This is a genomic window from Candidatus Salinivivens marinus (assembly GCF_965655845.1).
Taxonomy (GTDB): Bacteria; Pseudomonadota; Alphaproteobacteria; order Rhodobacterales; family Rhodobacteraceae; genus Salinivivens; species Salinivivens marinus.
The window spans coordinates 99,095-116,874 of sequence record NZ_CBFHHX010000009.1; the positions used below are offsets into that span (position 1 = coordinate 99,095).

Consider the following 17,780-nt stretch of genomic DNA (forward strand, 5'->3'; position numbering starts at 1 on the left):
TCCACAATAGTCTTGTTATTAATAAAATCTATGGGTTAAAAAGTGTTGCTAAAACACGCTTTGCTTCACTTTTGGGCGATAATAGATTTTCTTTATTTTCTCCAGGAAAAAATCTGGCCCGCAAGGCTGTTTTCATTGGAGCAGGTTTGAAAACAGTAATATTTGGGCCAAAATTTTTACACTCATTTGCCCATGATTGAACCAATGACATTTGAGCAATTTTTGATGATCCGTACGCTCCAAAAAACTTCTTTCCATTGCAAGGGTCGTCAAAAAATAGCGCGTTACCTTCCTTGCTTATTATAGGGCTTATAAAGTTTATGAGTAATGCAGTCGCTGTAATATTAGTCGAAATAGTTTTGTCCAAATCCCCCAAGTCGATTGTGCTCAATGGGCTTAATGGCGGTGCGTGAATTGCAGTATGACCCCAAAAATCAATGGTTCCCCATTTTTCGAATATCGATGTGAATAGCTGGCTCATAGCATCCCGATTTGTAATGTCCATCGGAGCTAATGTTGCAGTTCCATTTTTTGATTTTATTCTATCATCTAAGTCTTCTAGTCCGCCCACGGTGCGTGCAACAGCTATAATGTGGTGAGTTTCGCTTAATCGTTCTGATAGAGCTGCTCCTAACCCACGAGAAGCACCTGTAATTAAAGCTATTTTTTTAATCATGGGAATGGCTTTCAGAATTTTTATGGACGGTATCTCGAATTAGTCATGGTTTTGCTAGTTAACTTTCTGTTGTTATGATCCGTCTACTATTTCAGCATGCTTGAGTTTGAAACCTTTTTCTATCATGTCTGAAGGTAAAACAGGATATTCGCCAGAAAAACATGCATCACAATACTGCGGACATTTAGTATCTCGACCCTCTTTTTCGCCAGTAGCCCTGTATAACCCATCTAGCGATATAAATTTCAAAGTATTTACAGAAAGGTGCTGGCGCATTTCTTCTTCAGTCATAGTGGCCGCAATTAACTTTTCTCTTTGAGGTGTATCTACTCCATAAAAGCATGGCCAGGCAGTTGGAGGACTGGCTATCCTAAAATGCACCTCCTTTGCACCCGCATCAATAATCATTTCTTTGATTTTTCGCGATGTCGTGCCTCGTACGACGGAGTCGTCTACCAAAATTATTCTCTTGCCCTTTATTAATGCTCTATTGACATTCAGTTTTAACCTAACACCCATATTTCGAATTTGTTCAGTTGGCTCAATAAATGTTCTACCCATATATTGATTTCTGATTATACCCATAGCATAGGGTATCCCAGACTGCTGCGAAAACCCTATCGCCGCAGGTGTTCCACTATCGGGTACTGGGCATACCAAGTCAGCATCTATTGGACTTTCTTTTGCGAGTTCCACCCCAATGCGCCTGCGAGTTTCATAAACAGATTGCCCTTGAATTATGCTGTCTGGTCTAGAGAAATATACATGTTCAAAGATACAAAATTTTGAGTTTTGACTCCGGAATGGAAATATACTTTCAATCCCATTATTCGATATTACAACCATTTCACCTGGCTCTATATCTCTTACAAATTCTGCACCAATTATATCAAGAGCACATGTTTCAGAACTTAATGCAAAGCCGTCTCCTACCTTTCCAAGTACAAGAGGCCGCACACCGCGGGGGTCTCTAACGCCAATCAGTTTAGACCGTGTCATAGCTACTATTGAAAATGCCCCTTCAACCCGTCTGAGTGCATCTTCCATCCGCTCTGGGATATTTCTTTGTAGTGAACGGGCCATTAGATGAATAATACACTCAGAATCGGACGAACTTTGAAAAATAGACCCCCGCTCAATAAGTTCGCGTCTTAAAGATTCTGCATTTGTTAAATTACCATTATGAGCTATTGCAGCCCCACCCATCGCAAACTCACCGAAGAAAGGTTGGACGTCTCTTATAGCCGCGCCTTTTGCTCCTGCTGTTGAGTACCGAACGTGTCCAATTGCTAAAGAGCCTGGTAATGTTTCCATGAGGGATTGTGAGGTAAAGTTATCCCGAACATAACCAAATCTTCGAGCAGAATTGAACCCTTGGCTTGGGTCGTATGCAACTATACCACCGGCTTCCTGGCCTCGGTGTTGTAGTGCATGCAGTCCTAGAGCGACGAAATTTGCTGCATCATTTAGACCAAGAACACCAAATACTCCACACTCTTCCTTTAGTTTATCGCAGTCATATGAATTATTAAAAATTTTACGATTTAACGCCAAAATATTTTCTCCTGACCACTGATCAATAATTTGAGCTCTAAAATTTTCAAATTAAAAATTATTTGATTTGAGCAGGATAATTGAATGCAATTCTTATCGTCTATTCGCATGTTTTCACTAATATTTCGTATTTTTCAATGATCCAGCCTAAGGCTTTTTCGGGGTTTTGTTCTTTAATTGAAGCTATCATGTCCTCAAATATCAATGCGCTTTTACTAGCATCGATTTGAGGGAGTGCATTCTCTCCCAGTATGGCAAGGTAAGCAAAGAAGGTAATTGCAACCAAAAAGAGACCACGAAGTATCCCAAAAACAAACCCTAAAGCTTGGTCAATTTTTGTCAGACGGGTCTTGTTTATAACGGTGCTTAAAAGTGGTGTAAAAAATGAAAATATAAGCAGGCTCAGCGCAAATACACTGGCAAATGCCGCAATTATTGCCAATTCACAGCTGTCAGCTAATATTGGTCCAAGTAAAGGGATTTCTTTGATTAATGGAGTAGTTAATGGTGCAAAAATGAAAGATATTATAGATGAGAAAATCCATCCCATTATTGCCATTACTTCCCGCGTGACACCGCGAGCATATGCAAGTATCGCAGAAATCAAAACTATTATTATGACAATTCCGTCTACAATATTAAGGCTTTCCATCGCCCAATCCCTCAGTTGAATCTTTATATTTATGCATCATATTTACAAAATCGCGGAGATTGACTGTCTCTCGAATATTTATTCCATCTTTGGGCTTTTTTTTGTTTCGCGGCGCAGTTATCGCTTCGCTAAATCCTAACGTTTGAGCCTCTTTTAGTCTATTGTCCACTTGGCTAACCTGGCGAACAGCCCCTGATAGACTAATCTCTCCAAAAAAAACAGTGTTTATTGGGAAAATAATATCTTCCTTTGCAGAAAAAATTGCAGCTGCAACTGCTAAATCCGCTGCGGGCTCATTTATTTTTATTCCACCGGCGATATTCAAATATACATCGTGGTTGGCAAAACTTATACCACAACGAGATTCTAATACAGCTAGAACCATCGATAATCGGTTTCCATCCCAGCCAATAACGTTTCGGCGGGGCTGCCCAAGCGTTGAGGGTGTTACCAGAGCCTGAAACTCTACTAAGATTGGTCTGGTGCCCTCAATACCTGCAAAAACCACTGAGCCTGGTATGTTTTTACCTCTTTCGGATAAGAAGAGCTCTGATGGGTTTTTAACTTGAGCTAACCCCTCCGATGCCATCTCGAATACGCCAATTTCATCAACTGGGCCAAACCTATTTTTTACAGCTCTTAAAATTCTAAATTGATGGCCTCGTTCTCCCTCAAAATGTAAAACTGTATCGACCATATGTTCAACTACGCGAGGTCCAGCAATTTGCCCATCTTTAGTTACGTGCCCAACCATGATTACTGCTGCACCCGTGCGTTTTGCATAATTGGTAAGCTCGAATGCTGCCGATCTTACCTGTGATACACTGCCCGGTGCACTGTCAACTGTGTCAGCCCATATGGTCTGAATTGAATCTATTATAACAAGATTTGGTTCTTCGTCCTCAAATGTTGTAAGTATATTCCTTAGATTAGTTTCCGAGCCTAATCTGATAGGGGCAGTTGATAAACCCAAACGTTTTGCGCGTAGTTTTACTTGGGAAGCTGCTTCCTCTCCCGATATATATAGAACCTTAAGTCCTGCTTCACCAAATCTTGCCGCAGCTTGAAGTAAAATTGTAGATTTGCCAATGCCAGGATCACCGGATAGCAGTATTGCCGCGGAACTCACTAGCCCTTTCCCAAGAACACGATCAAATTCAGCGATCCCAGACTTAGAGTATGAAAGATTTTTGCTTGAAGGTAAAAGATCACTGAGTAATATTTTTTCGCCTTTTTCAATGCCTATAGAGACCTTTTGGGGGCCATTTGAGAGCGCTTTGCTCTCATGAATCGTATTCCAATCGCCGCAACCATCACAGCGTCCAGCCCATTTATTCGTTACTAATCCACAAGATGTGCATGAGTATGATTTTGAGATTTTCGCCATGTCACACTTGTGCCAATTGTTTTTATACAATTCAAGTTGATAAAAAATAAACGATTTGATTATTTTGAATCAATTAACGTTTATTGGTCCATTATGTTTTCCATTTATAAACTGAAATACATAAGGATCTTTGGACCCTTTTAATTCCTTGGACTTCCCTTCCCATCGAATTCTTCCTGAGTCCAAAAGAGCAACATTATCGGATATCTGCTGCACAGATGAAATGTCGTGAGTAATAGTAAGAGTGGTTACGTCCATTGTTTCGACAATTTCCCGTATAAGACTATTAATTGTATTTGTCATTATTGGATCAAGGCCAGTAGTCGGCTCGTCAAATAAAATAATTTTTGGGTTGCCCACGATTGCTCTGGCTAGTGCTACCCGTTTCTTCATTCCACCCGATAAGTCAGCGGGAAATTTATTCGCCACTTTATAATTAAGGCCAACTTTCTCTAAGTTTTGAATAGCAAGCTCCTTTGCATCTTTACTAGATAACTTTTCGGTACCTTTTAAAAATTTAAAACAAATATTTTGCCATACTGGAAGGCTATCAAATAAGGCTGAGCCTTGAAACAGCATGCCTATTCTGGAAAGAGTTCGGCCAGGTTCTCGATGTGAGACTTTTACTTTATCTATGAAGACTTCTCCTTCATCGGGTTCGATAAGTCCAAGTAAAATTTTTAAAATTACTGATTTACCACCTCCAGAAGTACCTATTAGCGCGGTAGAACTTCCTTGGTGTGCAAAAATATTGACCCCGTCGAGCACCTTTTGCTTTCCAAACGTTTTGTGAATGTTTTTAATTTCGATCATGAATTAAAAAAAGCCTCTGTCAAAATATAGTTAGTTGCTAAAATAAAAACGCATGCGGCTACGACAGCAGATTTTGTGGCTTTGCCTACGCCCTCAGCGCCATTCGACGCATAAAAGCCATTAAAACAACCCGATAGAGCTATAATAAAACCAAAAAAAACGCCTTTAATTATTCCACTAAAAATATCTGAAATTTGAAGCATGCTCGCTGTGCTTGCCAAATAAGTACTAGAGCTAAAATCCAAACGATTTATGCCTACCAGATATCCCCCCAGTATACCTATTGAGTCACCAATGGCTATCAGTGCTGGTAGTGAAAGTGTTGCTGCAAGGACCCTGGGCACAACTAAATATTTTATTGGATTGGTGGAAAGTGTTGTCAATGCATCCAATTGTTCAGTTACTTTCATTGTGCCTATTTCAGCCGCGATTGAGCTCGCCACACGTGCTGCCACTATTAAACCTCCAAGAACTGGGCCTAATTCACGTGCCATACCGATAGCAACGATTGCCGGAACGACTTGCTCTGCATTAAACCGGGAACCACCAGCGTAGATTTGTAGTGCTAGTGCACCGCCTGTAAAAAGAGCGGTTAATCCAAGTACTGGCAACGACATCCATCCAATTTGGTAAAAGGCTTTTAATATCTCTCTACCATAAATTGGCGGCGTAACTAGATTTAAAAAAATTGAGATTATAAAATCTGTTACTTTACCTATTTTATTTAAAAAGCAATTCACACATTGGCCTAAATTTCGTAAAACTTTCATTTGAATGTCTCTAAATGTAGCTACGATTGTATCGCTGTCCGAGAGCCGTTAAAATTTCATAACCAATCGAATTTGCATCATCAGCAAGATCATCAATTGATTGGATGTCATTCAAGAGCCATAAGTGATCTGGGTTCTCACCACAATTAGAGACATCTACACCGATTAAGTCCATTGAAATGCGGCCGATTATATTGCAAGGTATTTGATCGTAATATAACATTGCTTTGTCGCTCAAACACCTAAAGATACCATCTGCATAGCCCGAGCTTACAGTAGCGACTTTTGTAATTTCTTTTGCGGTCCAAGTATTAGAATAACCAACAGTTTCATTTGGAAGAACGGATCGAATTTGAATTACAGGCAATTTAAGTCCTACGACGTTTTTTGACCCAGAGTAAGGGTTTCCACCATACAAACCTATACCAGGTCTAGTCATATCGAAATGATATCGCTTTCCCAATAAAATGCCACCAGTGGCCGCAAGTGATTTTTTGCAATCAATGTTGTCGGTCATAGCATTGAAATAATTCAATTGTTTCTCATTCATGGGGTGGCTCGGCTCGTCCGCGCACGCTAGATGTGATATTATAAGGTCCGGATTTAATTTTAAAATTATGTCCTTAATGGCTTCAAATTCGGCACCTTCCATCCCAAGGCGGTTCATTCCCGTATCTAGTTGGATGCCAATCGACTGATCTGCTGAATTTTCTGCATGAAATGCCAGTTGTTCTGCAGAATTTATGAGCGGTATTAAATCAAAGTTCTTTAGTAAAGAAGTGTCTCCAATCATATGGCCTGAAAAAACATAGATTTTTGGACCATGACCAATTGCGCGTCGGAGTTCCGCTCCTTCTTCTGCGATGGCGACAAAAAAATCTCTAGCGCCGGCTTTTGCGAGTGAGATGCCCACTTCTTTTATTCCAAGGCCATAGGCGTTAGCTTTAACTACCGCTCCGGCGGAGCCATCAGAAAGACTATTCAGAGCACTCCAGTTAGAGCAAATATTTGTTAGATTTATATACAGTTCAGCAGAACTCATATGCATATCCTAAGTCAATGCTTCGTTAAGCTTACTTCGAAGTCTGGCAATTGCAAGGCTCAACCCATAAATGTACTAGAAGTTAGCTAGCTGACGGCTTTCTGAATGCTTGGGTGCTGCGAGCTAGTTCAGTTATTGCATGCCAATCAGCGGCTTTGATTTTTTTTTCAGGAGCAACCCAACTTCCACCAACACAAGGCACATTAGTCAATGACAAATAGTCAATTGCATTTGTTTGGGTCACCCCTCCTGTGGGACAGAAGCTCACGCCAGGTATTGGGCCGAGGATTGACTTTAGAGCTTTTACGCCACCATTTGACTCTGCAGGAAAGAATTTTTGTACCGAATAACCTTTTGATAGTAAACTCATTACTTCTGACGGTGTGGCCGCACCTGGTAACAGTGGCAAGCTAACTTCAGCGCATGCTCTCAATATTTGTTCTGTTGCTCCGGGACTTACCCCAAATTTTGCTCCTGCTTTCTTAGCCGCATAGACATCGTTTTCAGATAGTAGCGTCCCCGCGCCAATTATTCCCTCGGCATTATTGTTTACCATTTCCTTAATCACAGCAAGCGCATTATCCGTTCTTAAGGTTACTTCTAAAACCCTCAGACCTCCTGTTATTAAAGCTTTTGCAAGCGGTACAGCTTTTGAAGTTTCATCAACCACCAAAACGGGTATGACTGGCGCCAATGTGCAAATTTTCAGTAAATCATGATTTTCTTGGTATGAAGTCATCTCATCTCAACTTATGTTATCCCGCCACCAAATTTTGCAGCGGTAGCATTTTCGCGAAAAATATTAAAAAGCTCCCTGCCTAAGCCTCGCTCATTTTCACTTAAATCTTTTTTTCTGGATTTTCGTAGTTCAAAGTTCTCATCTAAAATATTTAATTCCCCAGAACGGGCATCGAGACGTATCAGATCTCCATTTTTTATTTTTGAAATAGGTCCTGAGTTTGAAGCTTCGGGACTCAAATGAATGGCGGCTGGTACTTTGCCCGATGCTCCCGACATTCTGCCGTCTGTAATTAATGCAACTTTTAGACCTCTATCTTGTAGCACGGCCAGTATAGGCGTTAATCCGTGAAGTTCGGGCATTCCGTTAGCCTTAGGGCCTTGGAACCTAACCACGATTATAGCGTCTGTGTTGAGTTCATTGTTTCTAAAAGCAGTTTTAACTTCTTCTTGAGATTCAAAAACCCTAGCTGGCGCTTCGACCATTTGCTTTTCCATGGGAACGGCTGAAATTTTAATTATGCAAGTCCCAAGATTTCCCTCTAATTTCTTTATTCCACCAGATTTTTGGAAAGGGTTAGTTACTGGTCTTAATATCTTCTCGTTATGTGATTTTGTGCTTGAGGGCACAAACTCTATCCCATCGTCGACCAATTTAGGTTCTTTTGTGTATGCTTCCAAACCTGGTCCCATTATAGTGAGCACATCGTTGTGCAGATAACCTGTCTCCAAAAGCTGAGCTATCATGTAACTTAAACCACCTGCAGCATGAAAATGATTAACATCGGCTAATCCGTTTGGGTATATTTTCGCCATCAAGGGTGTGACGCCTGAGATGTCGTCAAAGTCACTTAGTTCGAGTATAATTCCCGCAGCTTTAGCCATTGCGGGCAAATGTAATACCAGATTCGTCGAGCCTCCTGTGGCCATGAGCCCCACGATTCCGTTCACAAAAGCTTTTTCGTCTAAAATTTCGTAGGCTGGCGTAAAGTTTTTTCCTAAACTTGTAATATCTAATGCGCGTTTTGTTGCCAATTCAGTTAATGCTGTCCGTAAAGGTGTATTGGGCGGAACAAATGAAGCTCCAGGTAAGTGCAATCCCATAAACTCCATAAGCATTTGATTTGAGTTTGCTGTCCCGTAAAATGTGCATGTACCGGGACTATGATAGCTTGCCATTTCGGCTTTCATTAATTCCTCTCGACTAATTTCTCCAGTGGCAAACTTTTGTCGCACAATAGATTTTTTGTCATTTGGAATTCCGGAGGGCATTGGGCCAGCTGGAGCAAATACAGCTGGTAAAAATCCAAAAGTAGCCGCTGAAATAATCAAGCCAGGCACAATTTTATCGCACACCCCCAAATAAATAGAAGAATCAAAAGTATTGTGCGACAGGGCAATTGATGCTGCTAACGCAATTACATCTCGCGAGAAAAGCGAAAGCTCCATACCGGGTTGCCCTTGCGTAACACCGTCACACATGGCTGGTACTCCACCTGCCACTTGGGCTGTACCACCAAATTTTCGTGCGGTATCGCGAATGAGTTCAGGGTAGGTTTCAAATGGCTGATGAGCGGAAAGCATGTCATTATATGCGCTAACTATTCCGATATTTCCATTTGAAGTTTTGGACAGTGACATCTTATCTTTAGATGTGCTTGCATATGCGTGCGCCTGATTTCCACATGTTAAGTGCGCTCGACGTGGACCTATATTTAATTGATCTTGCATATTCTGGAGATATTTTGATCTAGTCTCACGAGAGCGATGGGTGATACGCTCCGTAACTTCCAATATTACCTTATTAATTGCCATTCTAAATATCTCTGTATCATGTTAGCGCTAACACATGTAATTAGAGCTATCTTAAGAAAATATAAAACTCAAGAAAAAAGATAGTAATTAGAATTTTATTTAAATAAATAAAATTAGATAGTTATAAAAGATTATTATATGAAACTTGGCGAATAGCCTTTATTGATCTGTTCAGAAAATGGAAGTTTTCCGTATGACTGAATTTAATTTGAGATTGAAGGCTAGCGTTGAAGCTAATAAGTTTCGCTATGGTTACCCGTGGATCTACAGCAATGAAATAATCTCTGACCGTCGCACGAAGTCACTTTTGCCTGGTTCGTTCTGTACTCTTGTTGATTACAACAAAAACCCTATTTGCCTCGTTACTGTTAATCCGAATTCAAAAATTTTTGCCAGAGTAATGGATTATAATCTTGAAACTATAATCAATGCCTATTGGTTAAAAGATAGAATTTCTAAAGCGTTAGCTAAGAGAAAAGAGATATTCAGAGACCCATTTTATCGACTTGTCAACGCGGAGGCAGACGAGCTCCCAGGATTGATTGTTGATCGTTTTGATAAAGTTATTGTTATGCAACCAAATGCATTTTGGGCTGAGAATATGAGTGAAATTATTGCAAATTCGATCAAGGAAGTTTGCAGCATTGATGTTGTTATAAAAAATGCATCTGGGCGTTCAAGGAGGTTAGAAGGTTTGGATGATAAAAACTCAGTATTTTTTGGTGATCTTCCAGAAGCGGCAATTTCAGTTCCAATGAATGGAGCGATATATAAAGCGGATGTTCATGAGGGGCAAAAAACGGGTTTATTTTATGATCAAAGGCAGAATCACAAATTTGTCGCAAGTTTGGCTAATGGAAAAACAGTATTAGATGTATTCTGCCACGTAGGTGGTTTTGGGTTGGCAGCCATTGCTGCCGGTGCGTCCAAAGTTTCATTTGTCGATAGTTCAGCAAATGCACTGGACTTGGTCAGGGAGGGTGCCTCTGAAATGATGGCATCGAGTAAAATAAATATTATCAGAGGTGACGCTTTTTCGGTTTTGAGGAAACTTTTAGAGTCTGATAACTCTTATGATATAGTAATCTGTGATCCACCGGCATTTGTCACATCTCGTAAATCTCTCAACAGTGGTTTGAGAGCATATGAGAAAATAGCAAAGTTAGGTTCCAGTTTGGTGCGCGAGAATGGAATTCTAGTCCTCTGTTCCTGTAGTCAACTTGCTGATCTAACAAAGTTCAGAAATGCATGTGTTAGAGGCATTGGTAGGGCAGGTCGGCGTGCTCAATTAATTCATACTGGCTTTGCAGCAGCCGATCACCCTATACATCTCCAACTTTTGGATAATTCATATCTCAAGTCTCTAGTTTTTAGATTATGAAACTTTTACTTGATGCATGCGTTCTATATCCGACGGTAATTCGAAATCTTCTTATTAGCGTTTCGGGAGAGCAGAAATGGGATTTAATTTGGACTGAACAAATTTTCGAAGAATGGCGGCGCGCGTCGAAAAAAATAAATTTAGAGGCTAAAGCCCAAACAGAAGCAGAAATAGCGATCCTTAAATCGAAATATCCAAAATCCATGGTAAATGATTATGAAAAGCACATCCCAAAATTATATTTGCCTGATAAAGATGATATTCATGTTTTAGCAGCAGCTATTGAAGGTAACGCAAATACCATAGTAACACTCAACTTGAGGGATTTCCCAAATTACGAGTTAAAAAAATATGGAATAAGAGGTGTGCATCCGGATGAATTGTTATACCGCGAAGCACTTGATAATTTTAATCTGATCGCAGGCTTTGTTATTAGTATTCTGAATGATTTTAATAAAAATAATGCCAATAAGTTAAGTGAGTATCGTCTTTTAAAAAAGGCGAAGCTGAACAGGCTTAGCAAATTATTTCGTTAATACTTAATGGACGCAGAATTTATAAAAACCGCTAATAAACTTTAGTTAAAATTGACATAATATTACTTTAATATTGATCTGCCGGCGTATTTTGCAAAACCTCCCAAGTCTTCTTCGATCCTAATTAACTGATTGTATTTCGCCAATCTGTCGGATCGAGCCAGAGATCCCGTTTTAATTTGACCGCAGTTCGTTGCAACAGCTAAATCAGCAATAGTCGTATCTTCCGTCTCACCAGATCTGTGGCTCATCACATTTGTATAATTAGCTCTATGTGCCAAATCTACGGCTTCAAGTGTCTCTGTAAGTGTTCCTATTTGATTAACTTTCACCAACATTGAGTTTGCACAAGACTTTTCAATTCCTTTCTTCAACCTCCTAGGATTGGTTACAAATAAATCATCTCCCACAAGTTGTATCTTGTCCCCTAGTTCGTTAGTTAAGATTGCCCAACCTTCCCAGTCATCCTCAGCCATACCGTCTTCTATTGAAATTATCGGATAGTCTGCAACCAAGTCGGCTAGGTAGGCGGCATTATCTTTCGAGCCGAGGACTTTACCTTCTCCTGACAAATGATATTTCCCATCGCAAAAGTATTCTGTTGAAGCGCAGTCCAATGCCAGATAAATATTTTCGCCTGCCTTGTATCCTGCATTTTCAATGGACTTTAAAATGAAATCAAGCGCATCTCTGGTAGAACTGATATTTGGTGCAAAGCCACCTTCGTCGCCAACACTGGTTGATAGGCCAGATGAACTCAATTCGGCTTTTAAAGTGTGAAATACCTCCGAGCCCATGCGGATAGCTTCTTTAATATTTTTTGCACCTATTGGCATAATCATAAACTCTTGAATGTCTATTGGATTGTCTGCATGTTCCCCGCCGTTAATAATATTCATCATTGGAACAGGAAGAACTCTTGCACGCTCGCCGCCAATATATCTATATAGCGACTGATTACTGCAAGTGGCAGCAGCTTTTGCAATCGCCAAAGAAATACCCAAAATTGCATTTGCGCCGAGCCTTGATTTGTTTTCTGTACCATCCAAATCAATCATTTTTTGATCAATGCTTTTTTGATCTTTTGCATTTAGTCCGATAAGTTCTGTAGCTAAGTCTTTGTTTACGTTTTCTACCGCTTTTAAAACGCCTTTACCCTTGAATCGTGCCTTATCATTATCACGAAGTTCAACCGCTTCGTGAGCTCCCGTTGAGGCTCCAGAAGGAACTGCTGCGCGACCAACAGTGCCGTTTTCAAGGGTGACGTCAACTTCAAGAGTTGGGTTGCCGCGACTATCCAAAATTTCACGAGCTTTGATCTGATTAATATTAAACATATTTGACTTTCAAAAATTGGCTGAATTTACCGCTTTAGCCTTATTCTAGCGCTCACGTAAATACAATGTTCAGTAAAGGATTTATTAAACTCTACTAATTATGCCTTCTTTATTGGCACACCATAGAGTTCTAGCTTATGACCTCGAAGTTCATAACCGAGGCGAAGGGCAATTAATTCTTGCAATTTTTCAATCTCATTATCTACAAATTCTATAACTTTTCCGGAGTTAATATCGATTAGATGATCATGATGTTCTCGGTCAGCATTTTCATATCTTGCTCGACCATCCCCAAACTCGAGTTTGTCCAGAATGCCACTTTCTTCAAACAATTTAACTGTTCTATAAACAGTAGCAATAGATATGGAGTCATCGATAGCTGAGGCGCGGTTGTAGAGTTCCTCTACGTCGGGATGATCAAATGAGTTTTCTATTATTTCAGCGATAATTTTTCGCTGATTTGTCATCCGTAACCCTTTTATTTCGCATCGGTCTAAAATTGTATGGCTCATAATTGCCTCAATAATCGGTAGAAATGGTTTTTGTGTTGTCTTCTCTTGAGCTTAACAGGCAGAAAAGAAAATTTGAAATACAATTTAAATTCAGTTGGAATTTACTTATTTAGCCAAAGCAAGACCAACAATCCTTACGTACCGCAGAAAGTAGCAGTAACCTTTTCATCTTCCTTTGGCGCGTTTAGAAAATTGCACTGCCCTGTGTAATCATAAGGTTTTTGTAGTGCTTTATTCAGACTATAAAAAGGTTCAAAGTCACCTGAAAGAGCAGACTGAATAGCTTTTTCTACAATGTGATTACGTGGAATAATTACCGGGTTTGCCTGCCTCATGGTTGGCTTTGCATCGGGTATGCTTTTTACACGATTTTGCCATTTTTTTTCCCATGTTAAATATGGGGTTTTCATCATAAATTTGAAAGGCTTCTCGTCATTTGTAATTTTTGAGAAAAAGTTAGTAAAATCTGCAGTTTCTCCAGCTAAAATTGTTAGCAGGTCATCAACTAACCGTTTATCTTTATCGTCAGGGGTTACAATTCCCAATTTAGAGGCAAATTGCGTGTAATACTCTTTAGACAAATATGTAGAGGTTTCATTGATAATTTCTTGAAAAATTTCCAAAGTATTTTGATCATCATCGTGAAGCATTAATAGAGCGCTGGCTAGTTGGGCTAGGTTCCAAATAATAACTTTCGATTGATTAGAAAAAGAATATCTACCAAAGTTGTCTATTGAAGAGAAAACTTTATCAGGATTATACTCGTCCATAAATGCACAAGGCCCATAGTCTATCGTTTCGCCTGAAATAAGACAATTATCAGTATTCATAACGCCATGGATAAATCCTACTCTCATCCATTCAGCTACTAATCGGGCTTGCTTTAAAGAAACAGCTCGTAAAAATTCTGCTGTACTGCTTGCATCAGGATAGTGACGTTTAATCGAATAATCTAATAAGATTTTTAGGTTTTTAATATCTGATATCGCAGCAAACCATTGGAATGTTCCTATTCTAATATGGCTTTTAGCAATGCGAGTAATTATCGCTCCTGGCATTTTTGCTTCCCGATATACAGGTTCGCCGGAGCTTACAATTGCTAGGGAGCGGGTTGTAGGAATCCCCAAGTTGTGCATTGCCTCGCTTACAATATACTCTCTAAGAATGGGTCCTAACCATGCTCGACCATCCCCACCTCGTGAATACGGTGTTTTGCCCGAACCCTTAAGAGCTATATCGTATCTCTCACCATTAGGAGATATTACTTCCGTTAATAAATGTGCGCGTCCATCCCCAAGATCAGGATTAAATTGTCCAAATTGATGCCCGGCGTATTTTTGTGCTATCGGAGTACCATTCAGAGGAAGATTACCAGAAAAAATATTTTCTTTTTCGTGCAAACTTTCAAATTTAAGTCCTAAATCTTGCGCCAGTTCCGTATTCCACTTCAACAATTTAGGATTCGCAACCGGTGTTGGTGGCGTTATCGAATAAAAGTTTTCAGGAAGAAGAGCGTAGCTGTTTTCAAATCTATTCATTTACCTAACTAATGCCGTTTAGCGGCAATCTTCCTAATCGATTTGTTAGTAGACTGAAAAATTTATTAGTATCCAAGTCTCCAACAAAAAAAGCATTAGCTTCTCGATCGGTGACACGCCACCAATCTGCTACAGTCATACCCAAAGTTAATTCTGACTCTGTCTCTATCTCTACATTGATTTTTCTACCTGAAAATATCGTTGGATCGATCAAATATGCGGTAACGCATGGATCATGCAAAGGAGCCCCGGTTGAACCATATTTTTCTTTGTCAAATCTTTCAAAGAAATCTGTCATTTCAGCAACTGCCACTCCAACAGGAGTTTTCAGTTGCCTGAAAGCTTCATTCCGTTGAGTTGTTACAAGAGCTTTGTGCGTCACATCTAGAGGCATCACTACTATTTCAATTCCAGAGGCGAAAACAATCTTTGCTGCATCGGGATCTACAAAAATATTAAATTCCGCCGCTGGCGTAATATTCCCAACTTCAAAGTATGCTCCCCCCATTAAAACAATTTGTTTTATTCGTGGAGTAATTCTTGGCTCCTTCAACATTGCAGTGGCAATATTAGTCAGAGGCCCCAATGGACAAAGTGATACAGAATTTGCAGGCTCTTGCATCAATGTATCAATTATAAAATTAACACCATGTTTTTCTTTCAATTTTATCTTTGGCTCCGGTAATTCAGGTCCATCGAGGCCTGTTTTTCCATGTACATGTTCTGCTGTAACAAGTTTTCTTTTCAACGGGTGAGCACATCCGGCATAAACACCGATATCGGATCTCCCTGCCAATTCACATACAATTCGAGCATTTTTTTCGGTTAAAGAAAGTGGTACGTTACCCGCTACTGCGGTAATGCCCAAAACTTCTATCTCATCAGGACTTGCCAGTGCAAGCAAAATAGCGACAGCATCGTCTTGACCGGGATCTGTATCAATTATTATTTTTTGAGCGCCCAACATCGTCTCCATATATCTAATTATTTACCTGATTTTTTTGCTTTTTCCCATAAGCCATCCATCTCTTCTAAAGAGGAGTCTTTTGGGCTCTTTCCTTTATTTGCAAGCTCTATTTCGATGAATTCAAACCTTTCTATGAATTTATTATTTGTTCTTTTTAACGCAACTTCGGGCTCAATATTCAAATGTCGGCCCAAATTTACAAAAGCAAAAAGCAAGTCGCCATACTCCTCCTCTACATCTGCCGAGTTTCCTTTGGCCGCGGCTTCAGCAAGCTCTTGCGCTTCTTCGATGATTTTGTCCAATACATTCTTGTAACTTGGCCAATCAAAACCCACGCGTGCAGCCCGTTTTTGAAGTTTCATTGCGCGTACTAAAGCAGGTAGGTTGAGGGCTACGTCTTCAAGTACTTTCCCTTGCTTTTTCAACTTTCTCTCTGACGCCTTTATACTTTCCCAATCCTCAACTTGTTGTTTTGCAGTTTTATTTTCTTTGCTATCTCCAAAGACATGAGGATGCCGAGAAATCATTTTTTCTGAAATCTCTCTAACGACATCGTAAAAATTAAAATATTCTTTTTCTGAAGCTATCTGGGAATGATAGATTGATTGTAGCAATAAGTCTCCGAGTTCAGTTTTCAAACTGTCCCAGTCTTTTCTGTCTATTGCATCAGCAACTTCGTACGCTTCTTCAATTGTGTAAGGCGATATGCTCTCAAATGTTTGTTCTATGTCCCATGGACAACCTGTTTCAGGATCTCGCAATGCACGCATTATTTCAACCAAAGTCGTAATATCTCCATTTCGTCCATTGATAATTTTCTCGTTGAAAGGCATTGCGTCCTCGTGGCTTTTTTTGTCTGATACATTTTGAACGTTAAAGTCAAAGGAGTCCAGATATGCCAATAGTCAATCGTATTGCTGCATTTGACGAAGATATGAAAAAATGGCGACGAAATATTCATCAAAACCCTGAGTTAGGGTTAAATTGCCATGAGACTGCATCTTTTATTGAGGCGAGACTTCGGGAGTTTGGCATTGATAAAATTCACACTGGGATTGCAAAATCAGGGTTAGTAGCCATTATTGATGGAAAAGACGATGGTGATACAATTGGCCTGCGGGCTGATATTGACGCGCTTCCTATGACAGAAACAACTAATTTGGAGTATTCGTCAAATAACCCGGGGTTAATGCATGCATGTGGGCATGATGGTCATACGACAATGCTATTGGGGGCTGCACGGTACCTAAGTGAGACTAGAAATTTTTCTGGTAGAGTTGCTTTAATATTTCAACCGGCTGAGGAAAACGAGGGTGGTGGACGTATTATGGTGGAAGAGGGAATTTTGGATCGGTTTGACATTAAAAATGTATATGCCATTCATAATACTCCAGACGTTGAATTGGGAAAATTTTATACAATGCCTGGCCCCATAATGGCTGGAGCAGATAAATTTCATATTGATGTTGTTGGAGTGGGAGGTCATGGGGCTTATCCACATGAGACAAAGGATCCAATAACTGCTGCGATTGGAATTGTTCAAACTTTTCAAACAATTGTTTCCAGAAGTCGTGATCCAAACGATAAATTAGTGGTTTCGGTTACACAAATTCATGCGGGAAGTACTGATAATGTTACTCCCCAAAATGCTTACATCAACGGTACTGTGCGCACCTTTGATAAAAAAGTGCAGGAATTAGTAATCAAAAGAATGGAAGAGATTGTTTCAGGGCATGCCCAGAGTTTTGGGCTTGAGTGCAAATTGCGATATGAAAAAGGATATCCTCCAACTATAAATAGTCCTGAGAATGTCAAGACTGCCGCACTAGCAGCTGAAGATATCTCGGGTGTTAACATGGTTGATGATAACGCTGGTCAGGAAATGGGAGCAGAAGATTTTTCCTATCTTTTGGAAAAAAGACCTGGGGCTTATTTGTTTTTAGGTATTGGGGAGGCTGCAGGTCTTCACAATACAAATTATGATTTTAATGATGACGCATCCGTTTATGGTGCATCATTTTTTGCAAGACTGGTTGAAATGTCACAACCGCTAGGGAGATAA

General features: G+C 39.9%; 17 protein-coding genes. 3 read left to right on the forward strand and 14 right to left on the reverse strand.

Annotated features, from left to right (window positions below):
* Positions 1–28: 28 nt before the first annotated feature.
* The 9 genes from ACTF5Q_RS09410 to edd all read right to left on the reverse strand — a co-directional run bounded on the left by ACTF5Q_RS09410 (position 29) and on the right by edd (position 9,447).
* Positions 29–676 (reverse strand): SDR family NAD(P)-dependent oxidoreductase, encoded by a 648-nt coding sequence (locus ACTF5Q_RS09410; RefSeq protein WP_438954357.1) that lies wholly within the window; start codon positions 674–676, stop codon positions 29–31.
* A gap of 72 nt (positions 677–748) precedes the next feature.
* Positions 749–2,230, reverse strand: a complete 1,482-nt coding sequence (gene purF, locus ACTF5Q_RS09415) for an amidophosphoribosyltransferase (RefSeq protein WP_438954358.1) — start codon at positions 2,228–2,230, stop codon at positions 749–751.
* Positions 2,231–2,330: 100 nt separating this feature from the next.
* Positions 2,331–2,882 (reverse strand): CvpA family protein, encoded by a 552-nt coding sequence (locus ACTF5Q_RS09420; RefSeq protein WP_438954359.1) that lies wholly within the window; start codon positions 2,880–2,882, stop codon positions 2,331–2,333.
* The gene (gene radA, locus ACTF5Q_RS09425) at positions 2,869–4,269 is read right to left on the reverse strand and encodes a DNA repair protein RadA (RefSeq protein ID WP_438954360.1); all 1,401 of its coding nucleotides are present in this window, start codon (positions 4,267–4,269) and stop codon (positions 2,869–2,871) included. The genes ACTF5Q_RS09420 and radA overlap by 14 nt, the downstream gene beginning before the upstream one ends.
* Before the next feature lie 69 nt (positions 4,270–4,338).
* Complete coding sequence (locus ACTF5Q_RS09430; RefSeq protein WP_438954361.1) at positions 4,339–5,082, reverse strand: ABC transporter ATP-binding protein; 744 nt, start codon at positions 5,080–5,082, stop codon at positions 4,339–4,341.
* The gene (locus tag ACTF5Q_RS09435; RefSeq protein ID WP_438954362.1) at positions 5,079–5,852 is read right to left on the reverse strand and encodes an MlaE family ABC transporter permease; all 774 of its coding nucleotides are present in this window, start codon (positions 5,850–5,852) and stop codon (positions 5,079–5,081) included. Before ACTF5Q_RS09435 ends, ACTF5Q_RS09430 begins: the two co-directional genes overlap by 4 nt.
* Positions 5,853–5,862: 10 nt before the next feature.
* Positions 5,863–6,894 (reverse strand): alanine racemase, encoded by a 1,032-nt coding sequence (gene alr / locus ACTF5Q_RS09440; RefSeq protein WP_438954363.1) that lies wholly within the window; start codon positions 6,892–6,894, stop codon positions 5,863–5,865.
* A gap of 82 nt (positions 6,895–6,976) precedes the next feature.
* Entirely contained in the window at positions 6,977–7,633 is a 657-nt protein-coding gene (gene eda / locus ACTF5Q_RS09445; RefSeq protein WP_438954364.1) for a bifunctional 4-hydroxy-2-oxoglutarate aldolase/2-dehydro-3-deoxy-phosphogluconate aldolase, read from the reverse strand.
* An 11-nt stretch (positions 7,634–7,644) separates the two neighbouring features.
* A complete protein-coding gene (gene edd, locus ACTF5Q_RS09450) occupies positions 7,645–9,447 on the reverse strand; it encodes a phosphogluconate dehydratase (protein WP_438954365.1) in 1,803 nt (600 codons plus the stop codon).
* A 193-nt stretch (positions 9,448–9,640) separates the two neighbouring features.
* On the opposite strand from edd, the gene ACTF5Q_RS09455 reads away from it, so the two are divergent.
* Positions 9,641–10,828, forward strand: coding sequence for a class I SAM-dependent rRNA methyltransferase (locus tag ACTF5Q_RS09455; RefSeq protein ID WP_438954366.1), 1,188 nt, complete (start codon positions 9,641–9,643; stop codon positions 10,826–10,828).
* On the forward strand, positions 10,825–11,364 hold the full coding sequence (locus tag ACTF5Q_RS09460; protein ID WP_438954367.1) for an RSP_2648 family PIN domain-containing protein: 540 nt from the start codon (positions 10,825–10,827) through the stop codon (positions 11,362–11,364). Before ACTF5Q_RS09455 ends, ACTF5Q_RS09460 begins: the two co-directional genes overlap by 4 nt.
* Before the next feature lie 62 nt (positions 11,365–11,426).
* Here the strand turns inward: ACTF5Q_RS09460 and eno are convergent, their stop codons facing one another.
* The 5 genes from eno to mazG form a co-directional block, all read right to left on the reverse strand.
* Positions 11,427–12,701 (reverse strand): phosphopyruvate hydratase, encoded by a 1,275-nt coding sequence (gene eno / locus ACTF5Q_RS09465; RefSeq protein ID WP_438954368.1) that lies wholly within the window; start codon positions 12,699–12,701, stop codon positions 11,427–11,429.
* Positions 12,702–12,799: 98 nt separating this feature from the next.
* Positions 12,800–13,213, reverse strand: a complete 414-nt coding sequence (locus ACTF5Q_RS09470; protein WP_438954369.1) for a Fur family transcriptional regulator — start codon at positions 13,211–13,213, stop codon at positions 12,800–12,802.
* Between the two features lie 134 nt (positions 13,214–13,347).
* Positions 13,348–14,751 (reverse strand): protein adenylyltransferase SelO, encoded by a 1,404-nt coding sequence (locus tag ACTF5Q_RS09475; protein ID WP_438954370.1) that lies wholly within the window; start codon positions 14,749–14,751, stop codon positions 13,348–13,350.
* 4 nt (positions 14,752–14,755) lie between these two features.
* On the reverse strand, positions 14,756–15,718 hold the full coding sequence (locus tag ACTF5Q_RS09480) for a nucleoside hydrolase (RefSeq protein WP_438954371.1): 963 nt from the start codon (positions 15,716–15,718) through the stop codon (positions 14,756–14,758).
* Between the two features lie 17 nt (positions 15,719–15,735).
* Positions 15,736–16,551, reverse strand: coding sequence for a nucleoside triphosphate pyrophosphohydrolase (mazG, locus tag ACTF5Q_RS09485; protein ID WP_438954372.1), 816 nt, complete (start codon positions 16,549–16,551; stop codon positions 15,736–15,738).
* Between the two features lie 62 nt (positions 16,552–16,613).
* On the opposite strand from mazG, the gene ACTF5Q_RS09490 reads away from it, so the two are divergent.
* The gene (locus ACTF5Q_RS09490) at positions 16,614–17,780 is read left to right on the forward strand and encodes a M20 aminoacylase family protein (RefSeq protein ID WP_438954373.1); all 1,167 of its coding nucleotides are present in this window, start codon (positions 16,614–16,616) and stop codon (positions 17,778–17,780) included.

What these genes read in the sequence shown, in the direction of transcription:
- ACTF5Q_RS09410 (WP_438954357.1), bottom strand. Translation starts at nt 676, where the DNA reads ATGATTAAAAAAATAGCTTTAATTACAGGTGCTTCTCGTGGGTTAGGA.
- ACTF5Q_RS09420 (WP_438954359.1), bottom strand. Translation starts at nt 2,882, where the DNA reads ATGGAAAGCCTTAATATTGTAGACGGAATTGTCATAATAATAGTTTTG.
- radA (WP_438954360.1), bottom strand. Translation starts at nt 4,269, where the DNA reads ATGGCGAAAATCTCAAAATCATACTCATGCACATCTTGTGGATTAGTA.
- ACTF5Q_RS09430 (WP_438954361.1), bottom strand. Translation starts at nt 5,082, where the DNA reads ATGATCGAAATTAAAAACATTCACAAAACGTTTGGAAAGCAAAAGGTG.
- ACTF5Q_RS09435 (WP_438954362.1), bottom strand. Translation starts at nt 5,852, where the DNA reads ATGAAAGTTTTACGAAATTTAGGCCAATGTGTGAATTGCTTTTTAAAT.
- alr (WP_438954363.1), bottom strand. Translation starts at nt 6,894, where the DNA reads ATGAGTTCTGCTGAACTGTATATAAATCTAACAAATATTTGCTCTAAC.
- eda (WP_438954364.1), bottom strand. Translation starts at nt 7,633, where the DNA reads ATGACTTCATACCAAGAAAATCATGATTTACTGAAAATTTGCACATTG.
- edd (WP_438954365.1), bottom strand. Translation starts at nt 9,447, where the DNA reads ATGGCAATTAATAAGGTAATATTGGAAGTTACGGAGCGTATCACCCAT.
- ACTF5Q_RS09455 (WP_438954366.1), top strand. Translation starts at nt 9,641, where the DNA reads ATGACTGAATTTAATTTGAGATTGAAGGCTAGCGTTGAAGCTAATAAG.
- ACTF5Q_RS09460 (WP_438954367.1), top strand. Translation starts at nt 10,825, where the DNA reads ATGAAACTTTTACTTGATGCATGCGTTCTATATCCGACGGTAATTCGA.
- eno (WP_438954368.1), bottom strand. Translation starts at nt 12,701, where the DNA reads ATGTTTAATATTAATCAGATCAAAGCTCGTGAAATTTTGGATAGTCGC.
- ACTF5Q_RS09470 (WP_438954369.1), bottom strand. Translation starts at nt 13,213, where the DNA reads ATGAGCCATACAATTTTAGACCGATGCGAAATAAAAGGGTTACGGATG.
- ACTF5Q_RS09475 (WP_438954370.1), bottom strand. Translation starts at nt 14,751, where the DNA reads ATGAATAGATTTGAAAACAGCTACGCTCTTCTTCCTGAAAACTTTTAT.
- ACTF5Q_RS09480 (WP_438954371.1), bottom strand. Translation starts at nt 15,718, where the DNA reads ATGTTGGGCGCTCAAAAAATAATAATTGATACAGATCCCGGTCAAGAC.
- mazG (WP_438954372.1), bottom strand. Translation starts at nt 16,551, where the DNA reads ATGCCTTTCAACGAGAAAATTATCAATGGACGAAATGGAGATATTACG.
- ACTF5Q_RS09490 (WP_438954373.1), top strand. Translation starts at nt 16,614, where the DNA reads ATGCCAATAGTCAATCGTATTGCTGCATTTGACGAAGATATGAAAAAA.